This window comes from Mogibacterium kristiansenii (assembly GCF_009695905.1).
In the GTDB taxonomy this organism is placed as follows: Bacteria; Bacillota; Clostridia; order Peptostreptococcales; family Anaerovoracaceae; genus Mogibacterium_A; species Mogibacterium_A kristiansenii.
In genome coordinates this window covers 58,581-82,097 of record NZ_VUNA01000006.1, presented here as the reverse complement: position 1 = coordinate 82,097, position 23,517 = coordinate 58,581, and the positions used below count along the sequence as shown (strand labels likewise).

At 49.6% G+C, this 23,517-nt stretch carries 23 protein-coding genes; 22 read left to right on the top strand and 1 reads right to left on the bottom strand.

Features of this window, described 5'->3' with window-relative positions; all coding sequences use genetic code 11:
* Nucleotides 1-12 precede the first annotated feature (12 nt).
* The 3 genes from abc-f (at nucleotide 13) to FYJ65_RS04345 (ending at nucleotide 2,919) form a co-directional block, all read left to right on the top strand.
* A complete protein-coding gene (abc-f, locus tag FYJ65_RS04355) occupies nucleotides 13-1,914 on the top strand; it encodes a ribosomal protection-like ABC-F family protein (RefSeq protein WP_235898197.1) in 1,902 nt (633 codons plus the stop codon).
* A gap of 69 nt (nucleotides 1,915-1,983) precedes the next feature.
* A complete protein-coding gene (gene acpP / locus FYJ65_RS04350) occupies nucleotides 1,984-2,214 on the top strand; it encodes an acyl carrier protein (RefSeq protein WP_154554138.1) in 231 nt (76 codons plus the stop codon).
* Between the two features lie 60 nt (nucleotides 2,215-2,274).
* Nucleotides 2,275-2,919: a redox-sensing transcriptional repressor Rex gene (locus FYJ65_RS04345; protein WP_154554137.1), complete on the top strand. Its 645-nt coding sequence runs from the start codon at nucleotides 2,275-2,277 to the stop codon at nucleotides 2,917-2,919.
* An 89-nt stretch (nucleotides 2,920-3,008) separates the two neighbouring features.
* Here FYJ65_RS04345 and FYJ65_RS04340 read toward each other — a convergent pair whose 3' ends face one another.
* Nucleotides 3,009-3,176, bottom strand: coding sequence for a DUF362 domain-containing protein (locus FYJ65_RS04340; RefSeq protein WP_154554136.1), 168 nt, complete (start codon nucleotides 3,174-3,176; stop codon nucleotides 3,009-3,011).
* 89 nt (nucleotides 3,177-3,265) lie between these two features.
* On the opposite strand from FYJ65_RS04340, the gene FYJ65_RS04335 reads away from it, so the two are divergent.
* The 19 genes from FYJ65_RS04335 (at nucleotide 3,266) to FYJ65_RS04245 (ending at nucleotide 23,510) form a co-directional block, all read left to right on the top strand.
* A complete protein-coding gene (locus FYJ65_RS04335; protein ID WP_154554135.1) occupies nucleotides 3,266-4,102 on the top strand; it encodes a hypothetical protein in 837 nt (278 codons plus the stop codon).
* Between the two features lie 139 nt (nucleotides 4,103-4,241).
* Nucleotides 4,242-4,520 carry a co-chaperone GroES gene (locus FYJ65_RS04330; protein WP_154554134.1) on the top strand — a complete coding sequence of 93 codons (279 nt, stop codon included), beginning with the start codon at nucleotides 4,242-4,244 and terminating at the stop codon, nucleotides 4,518-4,520.
* Between the two features lie 28 nt (nucleotides 4,521-4,548).
* Nucleotides 4,549-6,177 (top strand): chaperonin GroEL, encoded by a 1,629-nt coding sequence (groL, locus tag FYJ65_RS04325; protein ID WP_154554133.1) that lies wholly within the window; start codon nucleotides 4,549-4,551, stop codon nucleotides 6,175-6,177.
* 155 nt (nucleotides 6,178-6,332) lie between these two features.
* On the top strand, nucleotides 6,333-7,751 hold the full coding sequence (locus FYJ65_RS04320) for an amidophosphoribosyltransferase (RefSeq protein WP_154554132.1): 1,419 nt from the start codon (nucleotides 6,333-6,335) through the stop codon (nucleotides 7,749-7,751).
* Nucleotides 7,752-7,943: 192 nt separating this feature from the next.
* Entirely contained in the window at nucleotides 7,944-8,822 is an 879-nt protein-coding gene (locus FYJ65_RS04315; RefSeq protein WP_277671939.1) for a YitT family protein, read from the top strand.
* Nucleotides 8,806-9,465: an SDR family oxidoreductase gene (locus FYJ65_RS04310; protein ID WP_154554130.1), complete on the top strand. Its 660-nt coding sequence runs from the start codon at nucleotides 8,806-8,808 to the stop codon at nucleotides 9,463-9,465. Before FYJ65_RS04315 ends, FYJ65_RS04310 begins: the two co-directional genes overlap by 17 nt.
* A 12-nt stretch (nucleotides 9,466-9,477) precedes the next feature.
* Nucleotides 9,478-10,233: an acyl-[acyl-carrier-protein] thioesterase gene (locus FYJ65_RS04305; RefSeq protein WP_154554129.1), complete on the top strand. Its 756-nt coding sequence runs from the start codon at nucleotides 9,478-9,480 to the stop codon at nucleotides 10,231-10,233.
* A gap of 177 nt (nucleotides 10,234-10,410) precedes the next feature.
* Nucleotides 10,411-10,842, top strand: a complete 432-nt coding sequence (gene mraZ, locus FYJ65_RS04300) for a division/cell wall cluster transcriptional repressor MraZ (RefSeq protein ID WP_154554128.1) — start codon at nucleotides 10,411-10,413, stop codon at nucleotides 10,840-10,842.
* A gap of 8 nt (nucleotides 10,843-10,850) precedes the next feature.
* Entirely contained in the window at nucleotides 10,851-11,783 is a 933-nt protein-coding gene (gene rsmH / locus FYJ65_RS04295; RefSeq protein WP_154554127.1) for a 16S rRNA (cytosine(1402)-N(4))-methyltransferase RsmH, read from the top strand.
* A 30-nt stretch (nucleotides 11,784-11,813) separates the two neighbouring features.
* A complete protein-coding gene (locus FYJ65_RS04290; RefSeq protein WP_154554126.1) occupies nucleotides 11,814-12,206 on the top strand; it encodes a septum formation initiator family protein in 393 nt (130 codons plus the stop codon).
* Nucleotides 12,207-12,270: 64 nt separating this feature from the next.
* Nucleotides 12,271-14,310, top strand: coding sequence for a penicillin-binding transpeptidase domain-containing protein (locus tag FYJ65_RS04285; RefSeq protein ID WP_154554125.1), 2,040 nt, complete (start codon nucleotides 12,271-12,273; stop codon nucleotides 14,308-14,310).
* A gap of 27 nt (nucleotides 14,311-14,337) precedes the next feature.
* Nucleotides 14,338-15,744, top strand: a complete 1,407-nt coding sequence (locus FYJ65_RS04280; protein ID WP_154554124.1) for a UDP-N-acetylmuramoyl-tripeptide--D-alanyl-D-alanine ligase — start codon at nucleotides 14,338-14,340, stop codon at nucleotides 15,742-15,744.
* Nucleotides 15,745-15,798: 54 nt separating this feature from the next.
* A complete protein-coding gene (gene mraY / locus FYJ65_RS04275) occupies nucleotides 15,799-16,785 on the top strand; it encodes a phospho-N-acetylmuramoyl-pentapeptide-transferase (protein WP_235898196.1) in 987 nt (328 codons plus the stop codon).
* Nucleotides 16,786-16,801: 16 nt separating this feature from the next.
* Nucleotides 16,802-18,172, top strand: coding sequence for a UDP-N-acetylmuramoyl-L-alanine--D-glutamate ligase (murD, locus tag FYJ65_RS04270; protein ID WP_154554122.1), 1,371 nt, complete (start codon nucleotides 16,802-16,804; stop codon nucleotides 18,170-18,172).
* A gap of 26 nt (nucleotides 18,173-18,198) precedes the next feature.
* The gene (locus FYJ65_RS04265; RefSeq protein WP_154554121.1) at nucleotides 18,199-19,386 is read left to right on the top strand and encodes an FtsW/RodA/SpoVE family cell cycle protein; all 1,188 of its coding nucleotides are present in this window, start codon (nucleotides 18,199-18,201) and stop codon (nucleotides 19,384-19,386) included.
* Between the two features lie 4 nt (nucleotides 19,387-19,390).
* Complete coding sequence (gene murG / locus FYJ65_RS04260; RefSeq protein ID WP_154554120.1) at nucleotides 19,391-20,503, top strand: undecaprenyldiphospho-muramoylpentapeptide beta-N-acetylglucosaminyltransferase; 1,113 nt, start codon at nucleotides 19,391-19,393, stop codon at nucleotides 20,501-20,503.
* A 29-nt stretch (nucleotides 20,504-20,532) separates the two neighbouring features.
* On the top strand, nucleotides 20,533-21,411 hold the full coding sequence (locus FYJ65_RS04255) for a cell division protein FtsQ/DivIB (RefSeq protein WP_206157306.1): 879 nt from the start codon (nucleotides 20,533-20,535) through the stop codon (nucleotides 21,409-21,411).
* 146 nt (nucleotides 21,412-21,557) lie between these two features.
* Nucleotides 21,558-22,706 (top strand): cell division protein FtsZ, encoded by a 1,149-nt coding sequence (ftsZ, locus tag FYJ65_RS04250; protein WP_154554118.1) that lies wholly within the window; start codon nucleotides 21,558-21,560, stop codon nucleotides 22,704-22,706.
* A 12-nt stretch (nucleotides 22,707-22,718) separates the two neighbouring features.
* Nucleotides 22,719-23,510: a TrmH family RNA methyltransferase gene (locus FYJ65_RS04245; RefSeq protein ID WP_154554117.1), complete on the top strand. Its 792-nt coding sequence runs from the start codon at nucleotides 22,719-22,721 to the stop codon at nucleotides 23,508-23,510.
* Nucleotides 23,511-23,517: the final 7 nt, after the last annotated feature.

The following is a 23,517-nucleotide window of genomic DNA, read 5'->3' as shown; positions in this document are numbered from 1 at the left end:
GATATGCTGATAATGTCGGCCAGTGAAATTGGCAAAAGTTACGGAGTGGATGTGATACTGGAAGATGTGTCTTTCAGTATCAACAAGGGAGACCGAATCGGAATCGTGGGACCCAACGGAGCGGGGAAGACCACGCTTCTGTCGATTCTGTCCGGCGAAGCCGCCCCGACTACCGGAAACTTCTACGTACGAAACGGATATACCGTCGGATACCTGAAACAGAGAAATCATTTTTTTTCCGAGGGAACGGTGCTGCGGGAAGCGGAGAAAACCTTTACCCGATTCCACGAGATGGAGAAGGAAATCCATCGGCTGGAAGAAGCCATTTCCGATCACGAACATCCGGATTTCAATCGGAATCTGGAACAGTACACCGCGCTCATGGAGAAGTACAAGGAGCAGGGCGGTTACACCTATAAGAGTGAGCTGAAGTCCGTACTTCGCAATATGGGATTTGGTGAATCGGAATACGATAAAAAAATCAGCATGCTGTCCGGCGGCGAACGAACTCGTCTGGCCATGGCTTGCATGCTCCTGAAGCAGCCGGATATTCTGATGCTGGATGAGCCCACCAACCACCTGGATCTTCGGATGCTGGAATGGCTGGAACAATATCTGAAGGCCTACAAGGGAACGATTATCGTGGTATCCCATGACCGGTACTTCTTGGACCAGCTGGTGAATCGGATTTTCGAGGTGAGCCGATGTCATCTGACGGATTATCGGGGAAATTACTCCGAGTATCTGATTAAGCACGAAGAGCGGATGGAAGTGGCGCTGCGGGAATATGAGAAGCAGCAGAAGGAAATCGAGAAGCAGGAAGAGATTATCCGCCGTTTCAAAGGACACGGCACGGAAAAGCTGGTGAACCGGGCGAAATCCAGAGAGAAGCGCCTGGCGCATATGGAAGTGAAAGATCGGCCGGTAACGGAAAACAATCGGATGAAACTCACTTTCCACTCAGAATACAAGAGCGGCAACGATGTGATGCTGGCGGAGGATTTGGAGAAATCCTTCGGCGAACGGAAGCTGTTCGATCACGTCTCCTTCGACATCAAGAAGGGAGAACGGATTTGCATCATCGGGGATAACGGTGTGGGCAAAACCACATTGCTTCGGATTCTGATGGGAAAGGAGCAGGCGGACCGGGGATATCTGAAAATCGGTCACAACGTGAATTTCGGATATTACGATCAGGGACAGCTTCTTCTGGATGAGAATGAAACGGTGCTGGGAGAGATGAAGAATGCCTATCATCTGTATACGGATACGGAGATGCGGTCGATTCTGGGACGGTTCCTGTTCCGCGGGGATGATGTGTTTAAGCAGATTCGCAGCCTGTCCGGCGGCGAAAAGGCAAAGCTTTCCCTGCTGAAACTGATGCTGTCCGGTGCCAATACCCTGATTCTGGACGAACCAACCAACCATTTAGACATCGATGCCAAAGAGGTGGTAGAGGATGCACTGCTGGATTTCGAGGGAACCCTGATTATCGTTTCCCACGACCGTTATCTTCTGCAGAAGCTCCCGACCCGAATCTTTGAATTGACGACCGATGGAATCGTGGAATACAAAGGGCGTTTCGATTACTATCTTCAGAAAAAAGAAGAACGGAAGGCGGCAGAAAGTTCCGGGGAGGAATCCAAGAGTACGTCTGACGGAGAACTGTCTGCCGAAGAAGAACGGAGACTTCGGAAGGAGCAGGAAGCGGAGCAGCGGCGGCAGGAACGCCGCATTATGGAGCTGGAAGGAATCATTGAGGACTTGGAAGCCAAAATCCAGGAGACCGAAGAGCTTCTCTGTGCTCCGGAGAACATGTCCAATGTAGAACTCCTTCAGGAAAAAGGGGCGTTATTGGAACAATATAAGGCGGAATTGGAAGTACAATACGAGGAATGGATGGAACTTCAATAAAAAAACTTGCATAAAGCACTTATTTTCACTATAATTAACAATGTGATAAATTAAACGGAGGAAAATGTGATGACATTTGAAAAAATCAGAGAACTGATTGTAGAGCAGCTTGGTATTGACGAAGATATGGTAGAGATGGACACAAATCTGATGAAGGATCTGGAGGGCGACTCATTGGATATGGTGGAAATCATTCTGGGAATTGAGGAAACTTTCGGTTTGGAAATTCCGGATGAGGAAGCGGAGAAATTTGAGACCGTACGTGACCTGGTGGAATACGTGGACGACCACGAAGAATAATTTACGGGGTTGTGGTTTGTCTGCTGTGAAATAGAATTCAGAAAGAAGGTTGGTTAAAGTATGAAAAATAATACGAGAGTTTCGAACGCCATCATCCGGCGTCTTCCACGGTACAGAAGATATTTGGGAGATCTTCGAAGCCGTGGAGTGAAGAAAATTTCTTCCAACGAACTAAGTGAATTAATTGGTTATACGGCATCTCAGATTCGTCAGGATTTGAATACGTTCGGCGGATTTGGTCAGCAGGGATACGGATACAGTGTAGATCATCTGTATGCGGAGATTAACAAAATTCTGGGACTGGACAGAGAGTACAAGACCGTTGTCGTGGGTGTGGGCCATCTAGGACAGGCGATTACCAATCACATCCTGAACTACAAGTTTGGATTCAGCATTGTAGGTCTTTTTGATGTGAATCCAACTATTGTTGGATTGGCAATTAACGGCGTAAAGGTTCAGAACTCTTCCGAGCTGGAGGACTACGTTCGAAACAACAATATCGATATCGGAATTATCTGCTGCGGAAAGGATAACGCACAGGAAGTGGCGGATACATTGGTTCGCGGCGGTGTAGAAGGTATTTGGAACTTTGCACCGATTGATTTGGATATTCCGGAACGTATTGCCATTGAGAACGTACACTTGAGTGAGAGTTTGCACACGCTGTCGTTCTTAATCAGCAGCAAGGAGAAGGAAAATCGTTAATTCGAAATGAATGCATAAAAGAAAATCCCGTAGCGAACGCTACGGGATTTTCTAATAATAAATCATGCATGATAGAATGTCTTGAAGAACTAAGCTTCTGCAGGTGCACCTACAGGACATGTATCTGCACAAGCACCACAATCGATGCATGCATCCGCATCGATAACATATGGGGAACCTTCGCTGATTGCTTCTACTGGGCATCCAGCGGCACAAGCTCCACAACCGATGCACTCACTGCTGATTACATAAGCCATGACTGTACCTCCTTTATAGTATTTATGAGTTGATTGTAACACCTGTTTGGTAGTTTTGTAAACTTAACTTTAGTAAGGATAACTTAACAATGGAAATATATTCTTTTACAGGAAAAAGCGGAACCGGAAAAAGCTACAGTGCGGCAAGAATATGCCGGGAAAAACATATCGATGCCATCATTGATGATGGATTGCTGATCTACCGGGGCGGAATCGCTGCCGGTCGTTCCGCAAAGGAATGCTCGTCGAAGGCGGCGGCGATGCGAACCGCACTGTTCAACTACGATGACCACCGGGAGGAAGTTCGAAAAAAGCTCTTGGAATTAAATCCGGATAAATTGATGGTTATCGGAACTTCGGATCGAATGGTGAATTGGATTCTGGATGCCTTGGAACTTCCGGCGCCGAATCACCGCATGTACATCGAAGATTTTACGACGGAAGAACAGCGAAAGGTGGCAGGAGAACATCGGATGCAGGGCGGAGAGCATGCCATTCCGGTACCGATGGGTCAATTGAAACGTAATTTTGCGGGATACATCTTGAATCCAACGAGATTCTTCCGCAGCCGGGCATTACAGGAGGAATCCGGAAAAGAACGGACCATCGTGCGGCCGCCGTTCAGCTATTCCGGAAAGTTTGAAATCCGAGAGGAAGCCATTCGGGATATTATCATGATTGCGGCGGAAGCCCATCGGGGGTGCATTAAGGTGCTGAATTTCTACCATAACGGAAATGTGTCCGGATTCAACCTGGTGGTGGAAGTGCGAATTCGAAAGTTCCCGGGCGCCGGTCGTCACTGCATCATGTTCCAGCAGGAAATCTGGCAGGTGCTTCGCACCATGACCTCCTTCTCTTTGGGACATGTGAATATTCAGGTGAAGGACGTGTACATCCGAAAGAGCGAGCGGGAGAAGCGGAAATAGAAAAATGAAGATAACTTCACATTTTTTCCGAGGAAAGAGGTTGACATCCTAGGAGCAGGTGAGTAGAATAATTCTTGGAAGTTGGCACTCGATTAATATGAGTGCTAACAGAAAAAAGATAATAGAGGAGGAAACTGGAATGAGTTTAGGAATTAAGCCATTGGGCGCAAGAGTAGTTATAAAGAAGGACGAGGCATTGGAAAAGACCGAAGGCGGATTGATTCTTTCCGGCAGTGCAAAGGAAAGACCTCAGCAGGCGGTTGTTGTAGCAGTTGGTCCCGGAACTGAGGACGAGAAGATGCAGCTGAAAGAGGGAGACCACGTAATTTTCTCTCGTTACGGCGGCACGGATTTGAAGCACGAAGGTGTGGAATATACCATTATGGAACAGAAAGATATTCTGGCAGTAATCGAGTAACTGCCGATTGATATAGGAGGATAGAAAAATGGCTAAAGATTTGTTTTACGGAGAAGAATCCAGAAGAAAGCTTCTGTCAGGTGTGGATAAGCTGGCAGACACCGTTAAGATTACACTGGGACCGAAGGGACGAAACGTTCTGATTGAGAAGTCTTACGGATCCCCACTGATTACCAATGACGGTGTGTCCATCGCAAAGGAAGTCGAGCTGGAAGATCAGGTAGAGAACATGGGTGCACAGCTGGTCAAAGAAGTTGCCACCAAGACCAATGATGTGGCCGGTGACGGTACTACCACTGCAACCCTTCTGACACAGGCAATCGTAAGAGAAGGATTCAAGAACGTCACTGCCGGTGCAAATCCAATGGTTCTGAAGAGAGGTATCAACGGTGCCGTTGAAGTTGCTGTAGATTATCTGAAGAACAGCGCAAAGAAAGTAGACGACAAGGAGAGCATCGCACAGGTTGCTTCCGTATCCGCCGGCGACCAGGAAATCGGCAGACTGATTTCGGAAGCCATGGACAAGGTGGGCAAAGACGGTGTCATCACCGTTGAGGAATCCAAGTCTCTGGGAACCACTTTGGACGTTGTAGAAGGTATGCAGTTCGACAGAGGTTATCTGTCCCCATACATGGCTGCTAACAGCGAGAAGATGGAAGCCGTTCTGGATCACCCATACATCCTGCTGACCGACAAGAAAATCAGCAACATTCAGGAAATCGTTCCGCTGCTGGAGGATATCATGAAATCCGGAAGCAAGCTGCTGATCGTTGCAGATGACGTAGAAGGCGAAGCACTGGCTACTCTGGTTGTCAATAAGCTGAGAGGAACTCTGGATGTCGTTGCTGTAAAGGCTCCGGGATTCGGCGACAGAAGAAAGGCCATGATGGAGGATATCGCCATCCTGACCGGCGGTACCGTAATCAGCGAGGAGCTGGGTTACGAGCTGAAGGAGACCACCATCGATATGCTGGGCAGAGCGGAAACCGTTAAGGTCAACAAAGATCGCACCGTTATCGTCAACGGAAACGGCAGCCGCACCGAGATTAAGGAGAGAATCGATTCCATCCGCGCAGAGGTAGAAGAGACGACTTCCGATTTCGACCGCGAGAAGCTTCAGGAGAGACTGGCAAAGCTGGCCGGTGGTGTTGCGGTAATCAATGCCGGTGCAGCAACGGAGACCGAGCTGAAGGATAAGAAGCTGAGACTGGAAGATGCACTGAACGCAACCAGAGCTGCGGTAGAGGAAGGCATCGTTTCAGGCGGTGGTGTAGCACTGATCGGTGCAATTCCGGCAGTTACTGAGTATGCAGACAGCCTGGAAGGCGATATGAGAACCGGTGCGAAGATTGTTGAGAGAGCACTGGAAGAGCCGGTTCGTCAGATTGCGGAGAACGCCGGTTTCGAAGGCAGCGTTGTGGTATCCAAGGTAAAAGAATCTCCGGAAGGAATCGGATTCAACGCCGCAAGCGACGAGTATGTAAACATGATTGATGCCGGCATCGTGGATCCGGTAAAAGTAACCCGTTCCGCACTGCAGAATGCAGCAAGCGTTTCCGGCATGCTCCTTACCACAGAAGCAGGAATTACGGAAATCAAAGAGGATACTCCGGCACCGGCAATGCCTGCCGGCGGCGGCATGGGCGGCATGATGTAATCTGCCCGATTTAAAGAACATACGAATACCGATTCATTGGAAAAGGACTGCAAAAGCGGTCCTTTTTCTGTTGTCAATTTCGTCGAGGGGTGATACAATATCTTGTATTAGGTTTTAGATGCAAGACAGATGAAACGACAGGAAAGGGGTTTCGCATGGGCGGTTTTTTTGCAGCGACGTTGAAAGAAGATTGTGTGTTTGATTTGTTTTTCGGAACGGATTATCACTCTCATTTGGGAACCAGACGTGGCGGATTGGTAGTGTACGGAGAGAATGGATTTGATCGGGCCATTCATAATATTGAAAATTCTCCTTTTAGAACGAAATTCGATGCCGATGTATCTCGCATGAAGGGCAACATGGGCATGGGATCTATTTCGGATTATGAACCGCAGCCTTTGACGGTGCGCTCCCACCACGGAACCTTTGCCATTACCACCGTTGGAAAGATCAGCAATAAGGCGGAATTGCTGCAGAAGCTGTTTGATAACGGAACGACCCAGTTCATGGAAATGGGAGATGGAGACATCAATACCACAGAACTGGTGGCAGCCCTGATTAACGAGAAAGATAATATGATTGACGGCATCCGCCATGCGCAGGACGTGATTGAAGGATCCATGAGCATGCTGATTATGACCAAGCGGGGGATTTTCTGCGTGCGGGATAAGTTGGGTCGTACGCCGTTGGCCATCGGAAAGAAGGACACCGGATACTGCGCCAGCTTCGAGGAATTTGCGTATTTGAATCTGGGATACGAAGATTACAAGAACCTGGGTCCGGGAGAAATCGACATCATGACCAGCGACGGCGTGACCGTTCTGGCAGAACCGGGAAAGAAGATGAAGATCTGCACGTTCCTGTGGGTATACTACGGTTATCCGGCATCTTCTTATGAAGATATTTCCGTGGAGGCCATGAGACATCGCTGTGGTGCGGCGATTGCCCATCGAGATACCTTGAAGAGAGAAGATGTGGATATCGTTGCGGGCGTTCCGGACTCCGGCGTGGCACACGCCATCGGATATTCCAATGAGGCCAGACTGCCGTATTCCCGTCCGTTTATCAAATACACTCCGACTTGGCCGAGATCTTTCATGCCGACCATTCAGACCAAGCGGGATTTCATCGCAAAGATGAAGCTGATTCCGGTTCCGGAACTGATTAAGGATAAGAGAATTGTGCTGATTGACGACTCCATCGTCAGAGGCACCCAGCTGGCGGAAAAGGCTAAGTACCTCTATTCCTGCGGGGCGAAAGAAATTCACGTTCGTCCGGCATGTCCGCCAATCCTGTTCGGCTGCAAATATCTCAACTTCTCCCGTTCCCGCTCTGCGCTGGAACTGATTGCCAGAAGAGCCATTGATGAGCTGGAAGGCCGTCACATGGAGGACGATGAATTGGGTGATTACCTGAATCCGGACAGCGAAAAATATCAGAACATGATTGAAGTGATTCGGAAGCAGCAGGGATATGATACCCTGCAGTACAACCGCCTGGAGGATATGCTGGAATCCGTTGGCATTCCGGTGGAAAACCTGTGCACCTACTGCTGGGACGGAAAAGAAGAATAATCGTTCGATGCTTTTTGGTGTTGATGACGGAATAAGAATTCCATCATCAACACCTTTTTTCAAAAATGAAGAGCCAGGAGCGTTCAAATTGTTAAGAATGTATTAAAAAAAGAACATGACTTTTTTATAACAAATGGTATAATCCTTTGTTGGCTGAAGATAAATTCTTGTTTTGAATAAAGGAGAAATTTGGTGAAAAGTACAAAAGAGCGCATTCAGGATTATATTATTATTACAATTGGAACCATTATCGCTTCCTTTGCGGTGTTTTTCTTTCTGACTCCAAGCCATTTGGCGGTAGGAAGCATCTCCGGTCTGGCAGTGTTGATTGCAAAATTCGTTCCGATGACGGTAGGTACCCTTCTGATTATTCTGAACGGAATCTGCCTGCTGCTGTCCGCTGTTTTTGTGGGAAAGGAGTTCACATATCGAACTCTGTATCCGTCCATTCTGCTGCCAATCGTGATTCGGATTCTGGAGAAAATCTACCCGAACATGCAGTCATTGATGGACGATCAATTCTTGGATATGCTGGGATACCTGTTCCTCTATGCACTGGGAGCATCCCTCTTGTTTATGAACAACGCATCCTCCGGCGGACTGGATGTAATCACCAAAATTATGAATAAATATTTCCATATGGAACTGGGAACCGCGATGTCCGTCTGCGGAATGGCGGTAGCAATCCCATCCATTTTCATCTACGATATCAAGACCGGATTACTGAGTATTCTGGGAACCTATTTCCAGGGAATCATCCTGGATCACTTCCTCTTTGGTTTCAGCATCAAGAAGAAGGTGTGCGTGGTATCGGATCATATTGAAGAAATTCGGGATTACGTCATCAACGTGATGTACAGCGGTGCGACCTTCTACGAGGCAACCGGTGCATTCGACTACCACCACTACAAGGAATTGAACATCATCGTAAATCGTCAGGAATACGTGACCCTGATTAATTTAATCGATAAGGTGGATCCGGATGCCTTCGTTTCGGTGTATAATGTAAGTGAAATTATGAGTCACACATGGGGCCGAAAGGGAGGAAGTCAGAATGCTTCTGGAAAGTGAGAATAAAAAAAGCCGGCATGTCCTGATTGCAGAGGGAACCGGAAGCCGAGGAGAATCGTTGGTGCGTGCTTTTACCGATCGGGGAGCCACCACCGCCTTTTTCTGTCGGGATCGATATAAGGAAGCGCTGGAACTGAGCCGGGAAACCGGGGCGCTGAACATCAAATGCAACGTGTTTAATCGGAATTCCATGGAGTTTGCCGCAGATGTGGTGAAAGAATTCATGGAGGACCGGCTGGATACGTTGGTGTGCAACATTCTTCCAGAACTGAATCGAGAACAGCCGGCAGAAGATTGGAGCAAAGACCGGGAAAGCATTATGAAGAATTTGGATGCCGTGGGTTTCTACCTGCAGACCATGCTGCCCTTGATGGGGGAAGGGGGAAGCGTGATTGTTCTGTTGCAATCCGGAGATTCGGATTGGGAAACGTCCGAACCGATGTCTTTGGCGGAGAACATGCTGCAGTCGGCCCTGAAGGGGATGATTCAGTCCCTGGCTCGTTCGCTGCGGGATAAGCGAATTCGTGTGAATGGATTGCTTCTTTCGAATCGGGAAGAAGCGGAACCGAAATTGGGCGGTACGGTGCGATTCCTGGCATCTCGGGATGCGGAGGGAATCACCGGACAACTGGTTCAGATATAAGGGGTAAAACGGATGAAATATACAAAGTCTTTTGAGACAAGATCTTATGAAATCGACCGTCACGATGCGTTGACGCCGACGGCACTGGTGCAGTATCTCCAGGAAACGGCAGATCATCAGATGCACGATACGGATAAAGACTACGGATTGATCTACCGGGAAGAGCGGAAAGCTTTTGTGGTTAGCCGCATGAGCGTGGAAATAATGCGGCCGGTATACAAGTATGCCCATGTGGACTGCGATACCTGGGTCGTTCCGGCGAAGGCGGCGAATTTTCCACGGGCGTATGAGCTCTATTTGGAGGGGAATCTGGTGGCGCGAGCATACAGCAACTGGGCGCTGGTGGACGTGGATACCCGGAAACTGGTGCTTCAGAGTGAGTATGACATGTCTTCCTACCCGGAGGACCGGGAACCGGTGATGGGAATTCCGACGAGATTTCGGATTCCAAAGACGCTGGAATGGAAGGACGGCGGAACGGTGCCGGTAACCCTAACGCTGACTGACATTAACGGGCACATGAACAACGCCCGGTATTACAACTGTTTGTACGATTGCATTCCGAATGTGGAGGAATACTGCATCACTTCCCTGAACATGCGGTTCGTTCACGAGGCGCCGCTGGGCAGTGAACTGAAAATCCTTCGAAGTGATTTTTTGGACCCGGGAAAAATGGACCCGCGTGCGGATAAAATCGTCTATTTCAAAACCGAAGTGAACGGGGAAGACAATGTCCATGCGGTATTCGGATTGAAACGTTGGGAATAACGGAATATGCAGAAGTGCGAGAATCGCTGCAGCAATGCGGCGGTTCTTTTTTTATGGAAAAGGGGGGAGGAAATATGTTTTTTGGTGGTTTTTGTTGAAAAGTGGGGTGAAGTGGTTTAAAATGGGGCATATATTGAATTACAGTCGAGACGTGTATGAAAATTTAGGAAGGCAGCTATGTTCACGGGAACTTATGAAAATTCTATTGACAATAAAAATAGAATGATTGTTCCGTCGAAGTATCGGAATCAGCTGGGCGGCAAATGCATGCTGGCCCGTGGTTTTGATACCTGTCTTTACATTTACACCATGGAGGATTGGGACGAGCTGGTGGCAAAGATGCGAAAGCTCCGTCAGACGGATCGGGATATGCGGCGGTTCATCCGGGAGTTCTTTTCCAATGCCAGTGAGTGTCAGCTGGACTCCCAGGGACGAATCCTGATTCCCCAGAACCTCAAGAACTACGCTTCCATCACGAAGGATCTGATTACTTTGGGCGCTATGGATAAGATTGAGGTGTGGAGCAAGGAGGTCTACAACGACTCCGAAAGTGAGAACATGTTCAACGACGAAGAATTTATTGCAAAGTTAGAAGAATACGATATATAGAGGCGAAAATGACATTCAGACATGTACCGGTACTATACGACGAAGTAATGGAATCCTTGAACATCCGGCCGGATGGGTTCTATGTGGACGGAACCACCGGCGGCGGCGGGCATTCTTCCGGAATTTGCGAACGGTTATCCGAAGCGGGCACACTCCTGGCAGTGGACCGGGATACGGCCGCGCTGGAAGCCTCCCAAAAGCGTTTGGAACCTTATTCTTGTAAAAAAATATTTCTCCATTCCAACTATTCCGAGGTGGATCGAATTCTGGAAACGGCAGGACGGCCGGTGGACGGAATTCTGTTGGATCTGGGCGTATCCTCGTTTCAGCTGGATACGGCGGAACGGGGATTTTCCTACATGCACGATGCGCCGATGGATATGCGGATGAATGAGGACGACAGTTTTACGGCATACAACGTAGTCAATGAATACGATGAAAAAGAACTCCACCGAATCATCAAGGAATATGGAGAAGAACGGTGGGCATCTCGAATTGCACAGTTTATCGTTCGCCGCCGAGAGGAGAAGCCGATTGAAACCACCGGGGAGCTGGTGGAGGTGATTAAAGCGGCCATTCCGGCTTCGGCAAGACGAAACGGGCCGCATCCGGCAAAACGGACGTTCCAGGCCATTCGAATTGAGGTAAACGGAGAATTGGAACATTTGAAGACGGCGGTGGAGCACCTTCCGGATATACTGGCTCCGGGCGGCAGATTGGCCATCATCACCTTCCATTCACTGGAAGACCGGATGGTAAAGGAAGCCTTTAACGCTCGGCTGAATCCGTGCACCTGTCCGCCGGAATTTCCGGTGTGCGTGTGCGGAAAGAAGCCGGATGTGCGAAAGGTCACTCGAAAGCCAATTGCCCCGGGAGAACGGGAACTGGAGGAGAATCCGAGAGCGCGGAGTGCAAAACTGCGCGTCATAGAGAAAATATAGAAAGATATCAATAATATACAGGAGGAAGCAATGAGTACAGCGGTAAATACCGGCCGAAAAGCAGCTGCAAGACGAAGAACAAAGACGACGACACAGGCAGCTGCAGCACAATACAAAATCGCAATTAAATATATTCTGTGCGGTGCTCTGCTGCTCCTGGGAATTGTTTTTATGGCAGCGTATTCCACGAATCTGCAGCAGCAGAACAACACCCTGGCAGCACGAAATGACGTTCTTCAGGCGGAAATCGATTCGCTGAAAGAACAGATTAACGATGCCACCAGCATTGAGAAGGTGGAAACGATTGCCACGAAAAAGTATGGGATGGTTCAGCCGGACGAGAGCAACTACATCACCATTCGGGATGAGAAGAAACAAGGAAGCAGTCTGGCGGACACGATAAAGAAAGAAGCCTATAACTAATTTCATGGATAATTGAAACCACACTCCGTCTTTTCGGGGTAGTGGTTTTTTGTGGATATAAGGAATGAGCAACAAACCCCGTAAAAGTACGAAGAAAAAGAGAATAGATGAGGCCATGTCCCGGAGAACCGGGGTGGTGGATGAGAATCGGCGGAGGCTGGGCATCGGATTCATGCTGGTGGTGCTGATGTTTTCGGTTCTGACATTCCGGCTGGCCTATTGGCAGATTGTTCGGGGAGACGATTTGAACGAAAAGGCCACGGAGATGCAGGATCAGGATACCACCATCGATCCGGTGCGGGGAACGATCTACGATGCCAATATGAATCCGCTGGCACAAAGCGTAACGGAATACGAGCTGTATGTGTATTCCCAAAGTCTGTACAAGGATAAGAAAATTACAGAGGACGAACGAAAGAAAGTCCTGAAGAATCTGTCGAAATACACCGGGCTCAGCGAGAAGGAGCTCAAGGAAAAATTTGAAAACAAGGACAACCTAATTAAGCTGGCGGACGGCCTGAGAAGAGATGATGTAAAGGCGCTTCAGAAACTGTACGATGACAGCGTGGTGGTGAAGACTTCCATGGCCCGGAGTTATCCGAACAAGGACTTCGCTTCTCACGTTATCGGTTTCGTGGATTCCAACAACAGCGGAAGAAGCGGGCTGGAGTACCAGTACAACGCACTGCTCACCGGTGTGAAAGGACGAAAACTCAGCACCACCGACAGTCAGGGGAATACCCTGTTCAACGGAAATCGAAAATACTATCAGGCGGAAGACGGCAAGAGCATCGTCACCACCATTGACGGAGTGATTCAGAATTACGCAGAGGAGGCGGTGGCAGCCGGAGAGAAGAAGACCCGTGCCGAATCCATCAGCTGTGTTATAATGAGTCCGAAATCCGGCGATGTGCTGGCCATGGTGAACTATCCGAGTTACGATCCGAATAATCCGTATGAACCGTCAGATCCGTATGCATTAAAGCAGTTCAGCAAACTATCCGATTCCAAGCAGAGTAAGTACCTGAGCCGGATGTGGACGAATCCGATTATCAGCGGGGTCTACGAACCGGGTTCCACCTTCAAGTTAGTAACGGCAGCCTCGGCTTTGGATTCCGGCAGTGCGAATCGGAAATCCCGGTACAAGTGCCCGGGGTATATCGTGGTAAACGGAACGAAGATCAACTGCTGGGGAACGGCCCACGGCACAGAATCCCTGAAGCAGGCGGTGGGAAATTCCTGCAACCCGGCAATGGCTCGGGTGGCCCTGAACATGGGATCCAAGAGATTTTACGACTATATCGACCTCTTTGGTTTCGATGACAAGACCGGCATTGATTTGCCGGGAGAGGGAAATTCCATCGTAAAGAATCCGACCAATCTGGGAGATGTGGATCTGGCGACCACCGGCTTCGGCCATGGTATCGCCATCACGCCGATTCAGCTGATGTGCGCCATCAACGCTTTGGGAAATGACGGAAACCTGATGAAACCGAAGGTGGTTCAGAAGATTTTGGACAGCGACGGAAAGACGGTACGGACCATAAAGGATACCAAGGTTCGAAAGGTGGTATCTACGGAAGTGGCGGACAAGATGCGGGAAATCATGCAGTATTACGTGGAGAAGGGCGGCGGCGGCGCAGCCTACATCCCGGGATACCGTATCGGCGGCAAGACCGGAACGGCGAATATCGCATCCAACGGCGGATACTCCCACGATACGGTGGCTTCTTTTATCGCAATGGCACCAATGGACGACCCTCAAGTGACGGTGCTGGTCATGGTGACCCGTCCGAAGGGAAGCGAATTCGGTGCGGTGAATGCGGGCCCAATCGTGAAACGGATTATGTCCGGTGTACTTCCGTATCTGGGCGTCAGCAAGAAATACGCCAAGAATGAAAGAAGAGATCAGGAGACCAAGGTGATTGTTCCGAAGGTCACCGGAATGAACAGCAAGAGTGCCATCAATTATCTTTCCGCAAGGGGATTGAAATACAAGGCGGTACCGGCGGACAGCGGGAAATCCTTCCACGTGGTGGATCAGTATCCGAAATCCGGAACGAAAGTATCCCCGCACAGCACGGTATATCTGTACAGCAAATAAAATTTTAAGAAAAAGGAACGAAAGAAAATGAAGCGAACGAATCTGGAATACATTGCAGAGGCGGTGAAAGGAAAAATATACGCAAGGGCAGAGGGAAACCGACACGACAGCGTCACCGCCGTGTCCATTGACTCCCGGGATATCCCGGTGGAATGCCTGTTCTTTGCCATCATCGGAGAGCGAGCCGATGCACACCGGTTTCTGCCGGATGTATATGAGAAAGGATGCCGGAATGTGGTGGTGTCCGATTCGGAATGGGCGGAAAAGATGGGTGCGAAGAAAGATGTGAATGTCATTCTGGTACCGGATACCCGTTTGGCGCTGATGGACCTGGGCGAAAAATATTTGGATGACTGGAGCGGTCTCCGAAAGGTGGGCGTGACCGGAAGCGTGGGGAAAACAAGCACAAAGGAATTTCTCTACAGCGTACTGCGAAGCCGCTACCGCACGGGAAAGACACCGGGAAATCTGAACAGCGAATTCGGAATTCCTCTGACGGCATTTTCCTTTGCGGAAGACATTCAGGTTGCGGTCATTGAAATGGGTGCAGGCTACGGCAGTGCCATGGGTGAGCTGTCCCGGATTGCGAAGCCGGAGGCAGCCGTAATCACCAACGTGGGCACCTCCCACCTGGAGGTGTACGGCACTCGGGAGAAGCTTCTGGAAGAGAAACTTCGAGTATCCACCGGATTCACTCTGGAGAATACATTGGTAATCAATACGGATTCCGATATTCTCACAAAAGAAAATGCGCAGCGCCATCAGCCCTCCGATGCGAGAATCGTTACGGTGGGTTCGAAAGGCGGCGAGGATTATCATCTTTCGGATATTCGTGACCGGGGCATTGAGGGCGTTCAATGCAATGTGACCCACGGTGACGAGACGGTTACCCTCAAACTGCCGGTTATCGGTGCCCACAACCTGGGGAATGCGGTTTTGGCTATGGCTATCGGAGAAGTCTTTGGAATAACCATGGAAGAGTCCGTAGAAGCGCTTTGCGAGGTGGAGACGAACGCAAACCGGCTCAGCGTGGTGAAAGGGACGGACTACTCTGTCATCAACGATACCTACAATGCCAGTCCGGAATCCATGAAGGCCGGAATCGACGTGCTGGTGAACAGTCCGGGAAAGAGAAAAATCGCTGTATTGGGAAGCATGTTCGAGCTGGGAGATCACTCGGAACAGCTCCACCGAAGCGTAGGGGAATACGCGGCTTCCAAGCCGGTGGATATTCTGGTGGCCATCGGTGAGAACGGCAAAGCCATTGCAGAAGGGGGAGAATCGGCATCTTCGGATTTGCAGGTTCTGTATTATGAGGACCGGGAAGATGCTGCCAAAGCCGTTCGCCCGATGCTTCAGGCCGGCGATTTGGTCTACGTGAAGGCATCTCGTTCCATGGAACTGGAAAAATTTGTCACAGCAATCACAGAGTAGTACAATAGGAACGGAAATAAAATAAAGAAAAGGATAAAAAGAAAAATGACACTATTGGACGTAATTCTATATTTCGTTATGCCCCTGGCGATTACCGCACTGATGACCTACGGATTAATTCCGTACTTCCATCGGAAACAGTTCGGTCAGTATATCCGGGAGGAAGGCCCGAAGGCTCACCTCAAGAAGCAAGGTACACCGACGATGGGCGGAATTGCCATCTTCATTGGCATTGCAGCCGGAATGGCGATATTCATGGTTCGGGTTTCAGACCCGCTCAAATCCTGGGCAAGTCCGCACCTGGTGCGGGACGCGGTGGCCATCGTTCTGACGATGCTTGCTTTTGGGGCAATCGGATTTATCGATGACTTCAACAAAATCGCCAAAAAGGAAAATCTGGGATTAACGGCAAAGCAGAAGCTGATCATGCAGGCCGTGTTCAGCATCGGCCTGGCGTTCTATATGATGCGGACCGGACGGGAAGACCTGTTCATTCCGTTTCTGAAGATCGGCGTAAGCTTTGGACTTCTGTACATTCCGTTTGTAATGTTCGTGGAAATCGCCATGTCAAATGCGGTGAACCTCACCGATGGACTGGATGGACTGGCTGCTGGCGTGACTGCCATTGTGGGAATAACCTTTGCCGTCATCGGATGGAAGGATGGAGACACCATTTTGACCGTCAGCGGAACCGTGGTGGCGGGTGCATTGATTGGATTTCTTCTGTTCAATCACTATCCGGCGAAAATCTTCATGGGTGATACCGGTTCCATGGCACTGGGCGGCGTACTTTCCGGAATCGCAGTGGTAACGGGAAAAGAATTCCTCCTTCCGCTGGTGGGATTAATCTACGTGCTGGAAGCCCTTTCGGTAATCATCCAGGTGGCGTACTTCCGGAAGACCGGCGGGAAGAGATTTTTCCGAATGGCTCCGCTGCACCATCACTTCGAGTTGGGCGGAATGAAAGAATACAACGTAGTGTATATGTTTTGTGCAGTAACAGCGGTTCTGGGTGTGATTGCATACTTCGGAACGATTTAGATAAGGAGGCGCAGAGATGATGAGAGATGAAGTGAAAGGTAAAAAAATTCTTGTAGTGGGAATGGGGAAATCCGGCAAGGCGGCGGTTCAGGAGCTGCACAAGCTGGGCGCACAGGTGGTGGCACAGGATGTGCACACGGTGGATGCCGTGGATCCAAAGTTTGCAAAATACCTGGAAAAAGAGGGCGTTCCTGCGCTCTTTGAATGCAATCCGGATAACATGGGCGAATATGATTTGGTCGTAATCAGCCCCGGCGTGTCACCGGACCTGTCATTTCTGCAGGAAGCGAGATTATCCGGCGTCGAGGTCATCGGTGAGCTGGAGTTGGCGTATCGCCTGAGCAAGGGAACCTTCATTGCCATTACCGGCACCAACGGAAAGACCACCACAACGACCTTGGTAGGCAAAATCTTCGAAAAGGCACGCCGCAAGACGGCAGTCGTAGGAAATATCGGTGTGGCAGTGGTTTCAAAAGCACTGGAATCCACGGAGGATGAATGGATGGTGACGGAAGCCAGCAGCTTCCAGTTGGAGACGGTGAAGGAATTTCATGCAAAGGTTTCAGCTATCTTGAATCTGACACCGGATCATCTGAATCGCCACAAGACCATGGAAGCTTACGGAGCGGCAAAGGCGCAGGTGTTCCGAAATCAGGATGAAAACGATTATCTGGTGATTAACTACGATGACAAGACTTGTTTCGCCTTGGCGGAAAAATGCAAAGCCACCGTGGTTCCTTTTAGCCGAAAAGAAGAACTGAAAATGGGTGCCTTCCTTCAGGATGACGAGATGGTCATCCGAGATGAAAACGGAATCGTTCGGCCAATCTGCAGCATTCACGATCTGAAGATTATCGGCGATCACAACGTGGAGAACGCGTTGGCGGCGGCGGCAATCAGCTTCTTCGCCGGGGTGGATCCGGAGTCCATTCGGGAAGCCATCGTGGAGTTCCCGGGCGTGGAGCATCGAATTGAGTACTGCGGTCTGGTGGATGGCGTGAAATTCTACAACGATTCCAAGGGAACCAATGTGGACGCGGCAGTTATCGCGCTGAAAGCGCTGAAGGAGAGAATTATCCTCATTGCCGGCGGAGACGGAAAGGCGCAGAACTTTACGGAACTGGCAGAGAACCTGCAAGGACGGGTAAAGGCACTGGTACTTCTGGGCCGGGATGCCAACCAGATTGAGGCATGCGCAAGAAAAGTCAGATTTGACGCTATTTATAATGAAAAAGATATGAATGCTTGCGTGAAGAAGTGCATGGAGTTGGCAGAAGAAGGAGATAAGGTGCTCCTTTCGCCGGCATGCGCAAGCTGGGATATGTACGATAATTACGAGCAGCGGGGAGATCATTTCAAGGCCTGTGTTCAGCAGCTGCTTTGTTGAAAGATGAAATGGAGAACGGAAAGTAGATGGGTGTGATCAGCCGGAAGAAGCAATCGAATAGTGGAAAGAAGGAGAAGAAAGTCCGCAGAACACCGAAATGGAACGTGGACAGCATGCTGGGTTCTTTAGCGGTGAACTACGATGCATCGGTGGCTCTGATTTCCGGAATCCTGATTGCCTTCGGCATCGTGATGGTGTTCAGTGCAGGGTACTACACCACTACCAATTTCTACAACGACCCGTACTACTACCTGCGGAGACAGTTGGCATGGGTAGCGTTGGGAATTGGCGTAATGGCGCTGTTCACCCAATGGGATTACCACAAATACGCAAAGTACTACTGGGTGTTTGCGGTGGTGTCCGTTGGGGCCCTGGCGCTCTTATTCACACCGCTGGGCGTTACGGTTAACTTTGCGACACGGTGGTTTCAGCTGGGCCCGCTGAGAATTACACCGAGTGAATTCTCCAAGCTGGCTATGATTATTTTCACCGCCGGATACGTGGCGGAGCGACCGAGAAGAGTTCGAACCATCTACGTGTTCGTCCTCTTCGGCGTAATGATAGTGCATCTGGGACTGATTATCAAACAGCCGAACCTGTCCACGGCAATTGTAATCGCCGCCATCATGATCGGCATCATGTACGTGGCGGGCATGTGGAACGGATGGCTGGTGCTGGCAGCATTGGCCCTAATCGGCGGATTGATATTTATCCTGATGTTCTACCCCGACTCCCACTGGTACGCACGAATGACCAACTTTATCGATCCGTTCAAGGATGCTCAGGGAGAAGGATATCAGGTATCCCAAGGACTGATTGCACTGGGAAACGGAGGGCTTTTCGGTCTGGGACCGGGTAAAAGCATCACCAAGAACCTCTATCTTCCGGAACCCCAGAACGATTTCATTCTGGCGATTATCGGAGAAGAATTGGGATTCGTGGGTCTGGTGGTACTGTTGTCCGTATATCTTCTGCTGATCTATCGATGCTTTGTCATTACCGTTCGGGCAAAGGATAAGCTTGGATTCTATCTGGGCGCTGGAATTACGGTCATGATGGCACTTCAGGTAATTCTGAATGTGGCCGTTGTAACCGCCTCTATGCCGGCAACGGGAATTACGCTTCCATTCGTCAGTTACGGCGGAACGTCGCTGCTGGTGTTCATGGCGTCGATGGGAATTATGCTGAATATTTCAAAGAAAAATCGAGGGTAATAACATGAGAATTATTTTAACGGGAGGAATTACCGGAGGCCATATTTATCCGGCACTGGCCATAGGCGATAAATTCAAGGAAATGGATCCGGAATGCGAAATCCTATACATCGGAAATGAGCGGGGAATGGAGAACGAAATCGTTCCGAAACACGGTTTTCCCCTGGAAATCGTTTCCTCCAAAGCGGTGGACCGGTCCAACATATTTAAAATGGCGGAGACCCTGGCGGTAACCGGCAGGGGGAAGAGTCAGACCTACCGGATTATGAAGAAATTCCGTCCGGATATCGTCATCAGCACCGGAAGTTATGTCAGCGTTCCGGTGGTGCTGGCAGCACATAAATACGGTGCAAAGGTATTCATCCATGAGCAGAACGCGTATCCGGGAATGGCGAATCGATTCTTGTCTCAATATGCAGAGAAGGTGTTCCTGGGCTTTGAGGATGCGGGAAAATTCTTCAAGCAGAATCGAAAACTGCAGTATTCCGGAAATCCGGTTCGGAAGGATTTCTACGGAAAGGATAAGAAGGAATCCCGGAAACTGCTGGGCATACCGGAAGATGATTTTGTGATTATGACCTTTGGCGGCAGTCAGGGTGCTACCGCCATCAACGATACGGCGATTGAACTGATTCATGCCTATGGCGACCGCCCGAACGTCACCATTCTGTTCGGCACCGGCAAGCGATTTTACGATGACGTACAGCATAATCTGGAAGCGATGGGACTCTCCGGCAAAAGCAACGTTCGAGTGTCTCCATACATTCAGGATATGGCTAACACTCTGGCGGCAACGGATGTGGCCATCAGCCGCTCCGGCGCACTGTCCGTTTCGGAGATTACCATGTCGGGCTGTCCGGCCATCTTCGTACCGTCTCCGAATGTAACCGGAGATCATCAATACTACAATGCGAAAGCGGTGGTGGATAACGGCGGAGCGATTATCGTCCGGGAGGATGGCGATACGCCGAACCGAATTGTGAACATATTGAAAGAACTCCTTGCGGATCCGGATATCGTTCGGCGGATGGCGGAATGCAGCCTGAAGTGCGCTCCGGTAAACGCTACCGACATTGTGTATGAAGGGATTATGGATATATGGACGAAAAACAAATAAACAAAGATAATTCGGAAACTTCCGCGGGAATGGATTTCGGATTAGACGATGAATTCGTATCCATTGACCGAGCGATTGATGAACTGGCAGCGGAGATGGTGGATGTGGACAGTTCGGAAGAGGCATCGGAGGAACCCCCTTCGGAGTTGGATCGGCAGATTGCGGCGAACATCCTGAAGCGTCAGAAGAAGCGAAGCCGTCCCAGCCCTTTTAAGGTGGCATGCGGCATTATCATTCTGACCGTCGCCATGCTGATATTCATGAGTACCGGGGTGTTCACCATTGATTCCATTCAAGTGGATGGAAACGATTACTTTACCGATGAGGAAATCATCAACATGGCCCACGCCACGACGGGAAAGAACCTGTTCTACCATTCCGGAAGCCGTGAAATTGTGGAATATCTGGAAGGCAGTCCGTACATTGAGAAGGCGAAGGTATCCAAACGGATTCCGGGTACCCTGGTGATTCGGGTGAAAGAACGGGAACAGATTGCCGCAGTGGTATATAACAAGGAATACTTGGTGGTGGATTCGCAGGGATTGCTGCTTCGACGATCTAAAACGAAACCGAAGGTGACCATCGTTACCGGAATCAAGATTCGAAAGATGGAGCTGGGTGAGAAATTAGAGGTGACCAATTCCAAGGAATGGAAGAGTGCGCTGCGCATCCTGAATGCCATGAATGACGGAGACCTGTACTTTAAGAAATTGAAGGTCTCCGACGATACGGCTCGAGGATACGTATACGATTCAATGGTTTGCAAGGGACGTGTGGAAACCATGATTGAATCCATCGAAAAGGAGCGGCTGCAGAAAGTGCTGAAGGCGCTGTTCAAGAAAGGAATTAAGCGGGGAACCGTCACCTTGACGGAAAGCGGCTACGCTTCCTTCGAACCGAAGGTATAGGAAACTAAAATAGACATAGGAAGTGCATTTTTGAATACAGAAGCGTTGAAAAAATGTGTAGGTTAACAAGAAAAACTGTAGAAATAGAGTGCATTTCGGTAAATCTTATGGTATTATAAATTAGATATAAATATAGGAGGAGCTTTATGATGGAATTTGTTTCTGACTTTATATCAGATCAGGACAGAGCTGCGATTATCAAGGTTGTCGGTGTGGGTGGCGGCGGATGTAACGCAGTGAATCGAATGGTGGACGCACAGATGTCCGGCGTAACCTTTATTGCCGTAAATACAGACAGACAGGCTCTTGCAAAGTGCAAGGCAGAGGTGAAGATACAGATTGGTGAGAAGCTGACCGGAGGAAGAGGTGCCGGCGCGAATCCGGAGATTGGCCAGAAAGCGGCGGAAGAAACTCTGGAAGAAATCACCGGTTATCTTCAGGATGCAGACCTGGTGTTCATCACTGCAGGAATGGGCGGCGGTACCGGTACCGGTGCAGCACCGATTATTGCAAAGGCAGCGATGGATTGCGGCGCATTGACGGTAGCCGTAGTAACCAAGCCATTTTCTTTTGAAGGAAAGATGCGTTGGAACAGAGCACAGAAGGGTATCGAATATCTCACGAATTTCGTAGATTCTTTGGTAATCATCCCGAACGATCGTCTGATTGACTCCAGCGAAAAGAACACTTCCTTCATGGACGCGTTTGCAATGGCAGATGATGTACTGAGACAGGGTGTTCAGGGTATTTCCGATCTGATTTCCAAGGAAGGATATGTCAACGTGGATTATGCGGATGTCAGAACCACGATGGAAGGTCGCGGCGTTGCACACATGGGTGTGGGCGTTGGATCCGGCGACAACAAGGTAGAAGAAGCGGTTCGAAATGCAATCGAGAGTCCGCTGCTGGAGACATCGGTGGATGGCGCAAGATCCATTCTTCTGTACGTTTCCGGTGGTCTGGATATGGGAATGCTGGACATCAGCAAGATTGCAGAGAAGATTCAGGCGGAGGCAGATCCGGATGCCAATATCATCTTCGGTGCATCGGTATCGGAAGATATGGCAGACAAGGTATCGGTTACCCTGATTGCAACCGACTTCCAGTCGGAGGGAATTTCCGGTTCCAAGATCGAGTCGCCTAAGATCAGCACTCAGAGTCCAAGCAGAAAGACGGTTTCCAGAGACGGTCTGGAAGGCGTTGAAATAACGCTGGATGAGCTGATGAGAAGAAACAGCGACCCGGCAGAGAATTCCGCTGCATCGGAATTTGACGTTCCGGATTTCCTGCGGTAATCGATTTCAATTATGAGTGAAGTGATTTGTTCAGAAAAAAATCCGCTGATTAAGCGCATTCGGAAATTACAGCAGAAGAAAAAGAGAGACGCTTCCGGTCAGATGATTATTGAAGGAAGCAACTTGATACGAGAAGCTGTTCAGAAGGGCATCTGTATGGATGCTCTTCTGATTTCGGATATCTATCCTTCCGAACCTTGGATGGAGGAGCTCTCTACGCGAGGCGTTCGAGTAGAACGGGTGGATGCGTTCCTTTTTGAGAAGATTACGGATGCGAGAAACGGTGTCGGCCTTCTGGCAATTGTAGATCGACCGGTTGTGGATGAAAGTCAATTCGAAAACTGTTTTCGACCGGGCAGCAATTGCGTGGTGCTGGATCGCCTTCAGGATCCGGGTAATATCGGGACAATCATTCGGACCGCAGTGGCAGCGGGATATGATGCAATTGTGACCATGAAGGGAACGGGCGATGTGTATTCTCCGAAAGTCCTTCGTGCGACAGCGGGCATGATTTTTGATGTACCGATTGTTCCTTTATCCGATAGGCGGGAACTGGTGAAGTTGGCACATGATTACGGAAAGCGCATTGCGGTGACCACACCGGACGGCGGAATTCCGTATTACGATTGCGACCTGAGACAAGATGTTTTTCTGGTAATCGGAAATGAAGGAAATGGCATCGGAGATGAATTGATTGAAGCCTCGGATATACGGGTGACGCTGCCCATGTACGGTGGAATCGAGTCCCTGAACGCAGCTGTATCGGCGGGCATATTGATGTACGAACGAGTGCGCAACATATAGAAGAATA

Excerpts from the sequence above, each read along its gene's own strand:
- FYJ65_RS04310 (WP_154554130.1), top strand. The coding sequence starts at position 8,806 with ATGCTTCTGGAAAGTGAGAATAAAAAAAGCCGGCATGTCCTGATTGCA.
- FYJ65_RS04245 (WP_154554117.1), top strand. The coding sequence starts at position 22,719 with ATGAGTGAAGTGATTTGTTCAGAAAAAAATCCGCTGATTAAGCGCATT.
- groL (WP_154554133.1), top strand. The coding sequence starts at position 4,549 with ATGGCTAAAGATTTGTTTTACGGAGAAGAATCCAGAAGAAAGCTTCTG.
- FYJ65_RS04285 (WP_154554125.1), top strand. The coding sequence starts at position 12,271 with ATGAGCAACAAACCCCGTAAAAGTACGAAGAAAAAGAGAATAGATGAG.
- acpP (WP_154554138.1), top strand. The coding sequence starts at position 1,984 with ATGACATTTGAAAAAATCAGAGAACTGATTGTAGAGCAGCTTGGTATT.
- FYJ65_RS04255 (WP_206157306.1), top strand. The coding sequence starts at position 20,533 with ATGGATTTCGGATTAGACGATGAATTCGTATCCATTGACCGAGCGATT.
- FYJ65_RS04280 (WP_154554124.1), top strand. The coding sequence starts at position 14,338 with ATGAAGCGAACGAATCTGGAATACATTGCAGAGGCGGTGAAAGGAAAA.
- ftsZ (WP_154554118.1), top strand. The coding sequence starts at position 21,558 with ATGATGGAATTTGTTTCTGACTTTATATCAGATCAGGACAGAGCTGCG.
- murD (WP_154554122.1), top strand. The coding sequence starts at position 16,802 with ATGATGAGAGATGAAGTGAAAGGTAAAAAAATTCTTGTAGTGGGAATG.
- FYJ65_RS04290 (WP_154554126.1), top strand. The coding sequence starts at position 11,814 with ATGAGTACAGCGGTAAATACCGGCCGAAAAGCAGCTGCAAGACGAAGA.
- FYJ65_RS04345 (WP_154554137.1), top strand. The coding sequence starts at position 2,275 with ATGAAAAATAATACGAGAGTTTCGAACGCCATCATCCGGCGTCTTCCA.
- rsmH (WP_154554127.1), top strand. The coding sequence starts at position 10,851 with ATGACATTCAGACATGTACCGGTACTATACGACGAAGTAATGGAATCC.
- FYJ65_RS04265 (WP_154554121.1), top strand. The coding sequence starts at position 18,199 with ATGGGTGTGATCAGCCGGAAGAAGCAATCGAATAGTGGAAAGAAGGAG.
- abc-f (WP_235898197.1), top strand. The coding sequence starts at position 13 with ATGTCGGCCAGTGAAATTGGCAAAAGTTACGGAGTGGATGTGATACTG.
- FYJ65_RS04340 (WP_154554136.1), bottom strand. The coding sequence starts at position 3,176 with ATGGCTTATGTAATCAGCAGTGAGTGCATCGGTTGTGGAGCTTGTGCC.
- FYJ65_RS04330 (WP_154554134.1), top strand. The coding sequence starts at position 4,242 with ATGAGTTTAGGAATTAAGCCATTGGGCGCAAGAGTAGTTATAAAGAAG.
- FYJ65_RS04305 (WP_154554129.1), top strand. The coding sequence starts at position 9,478 with ATGAAATATACAAAGTCTTTTGAGACAAGATCTTATGAAATCGACCGT.
- FYJ65_RS04335 (WP_154554135.1), top strand. The coding sequence starts at position 3,266 with ATGGAAATATATTCTTTTACAGGAAAAAGCGGAACCGGAAAAAGCTAC.
- FYJ65_RS04320 (WP_154554132.1), top strand. The coding sequence starts at position 6,333 with ATGGGCGGTTTTTTTGCAGCGACGTTGAAAGAAGATTGTGTGTTTGAT.
- murG (WP_154554120.1), top strand. The coding sequence starts at position 19,391 with ATGAGAATTATTTTAACGGGAGGAATTACCGGAGGCCATATTTATCCG.
- mraZ (WP_154554128.1), top strand. The coding sequence starts at position 10,411 with ATGTTCACGGGAACTTATGAAAATTCTATTGACAATAAAAATAGAATG.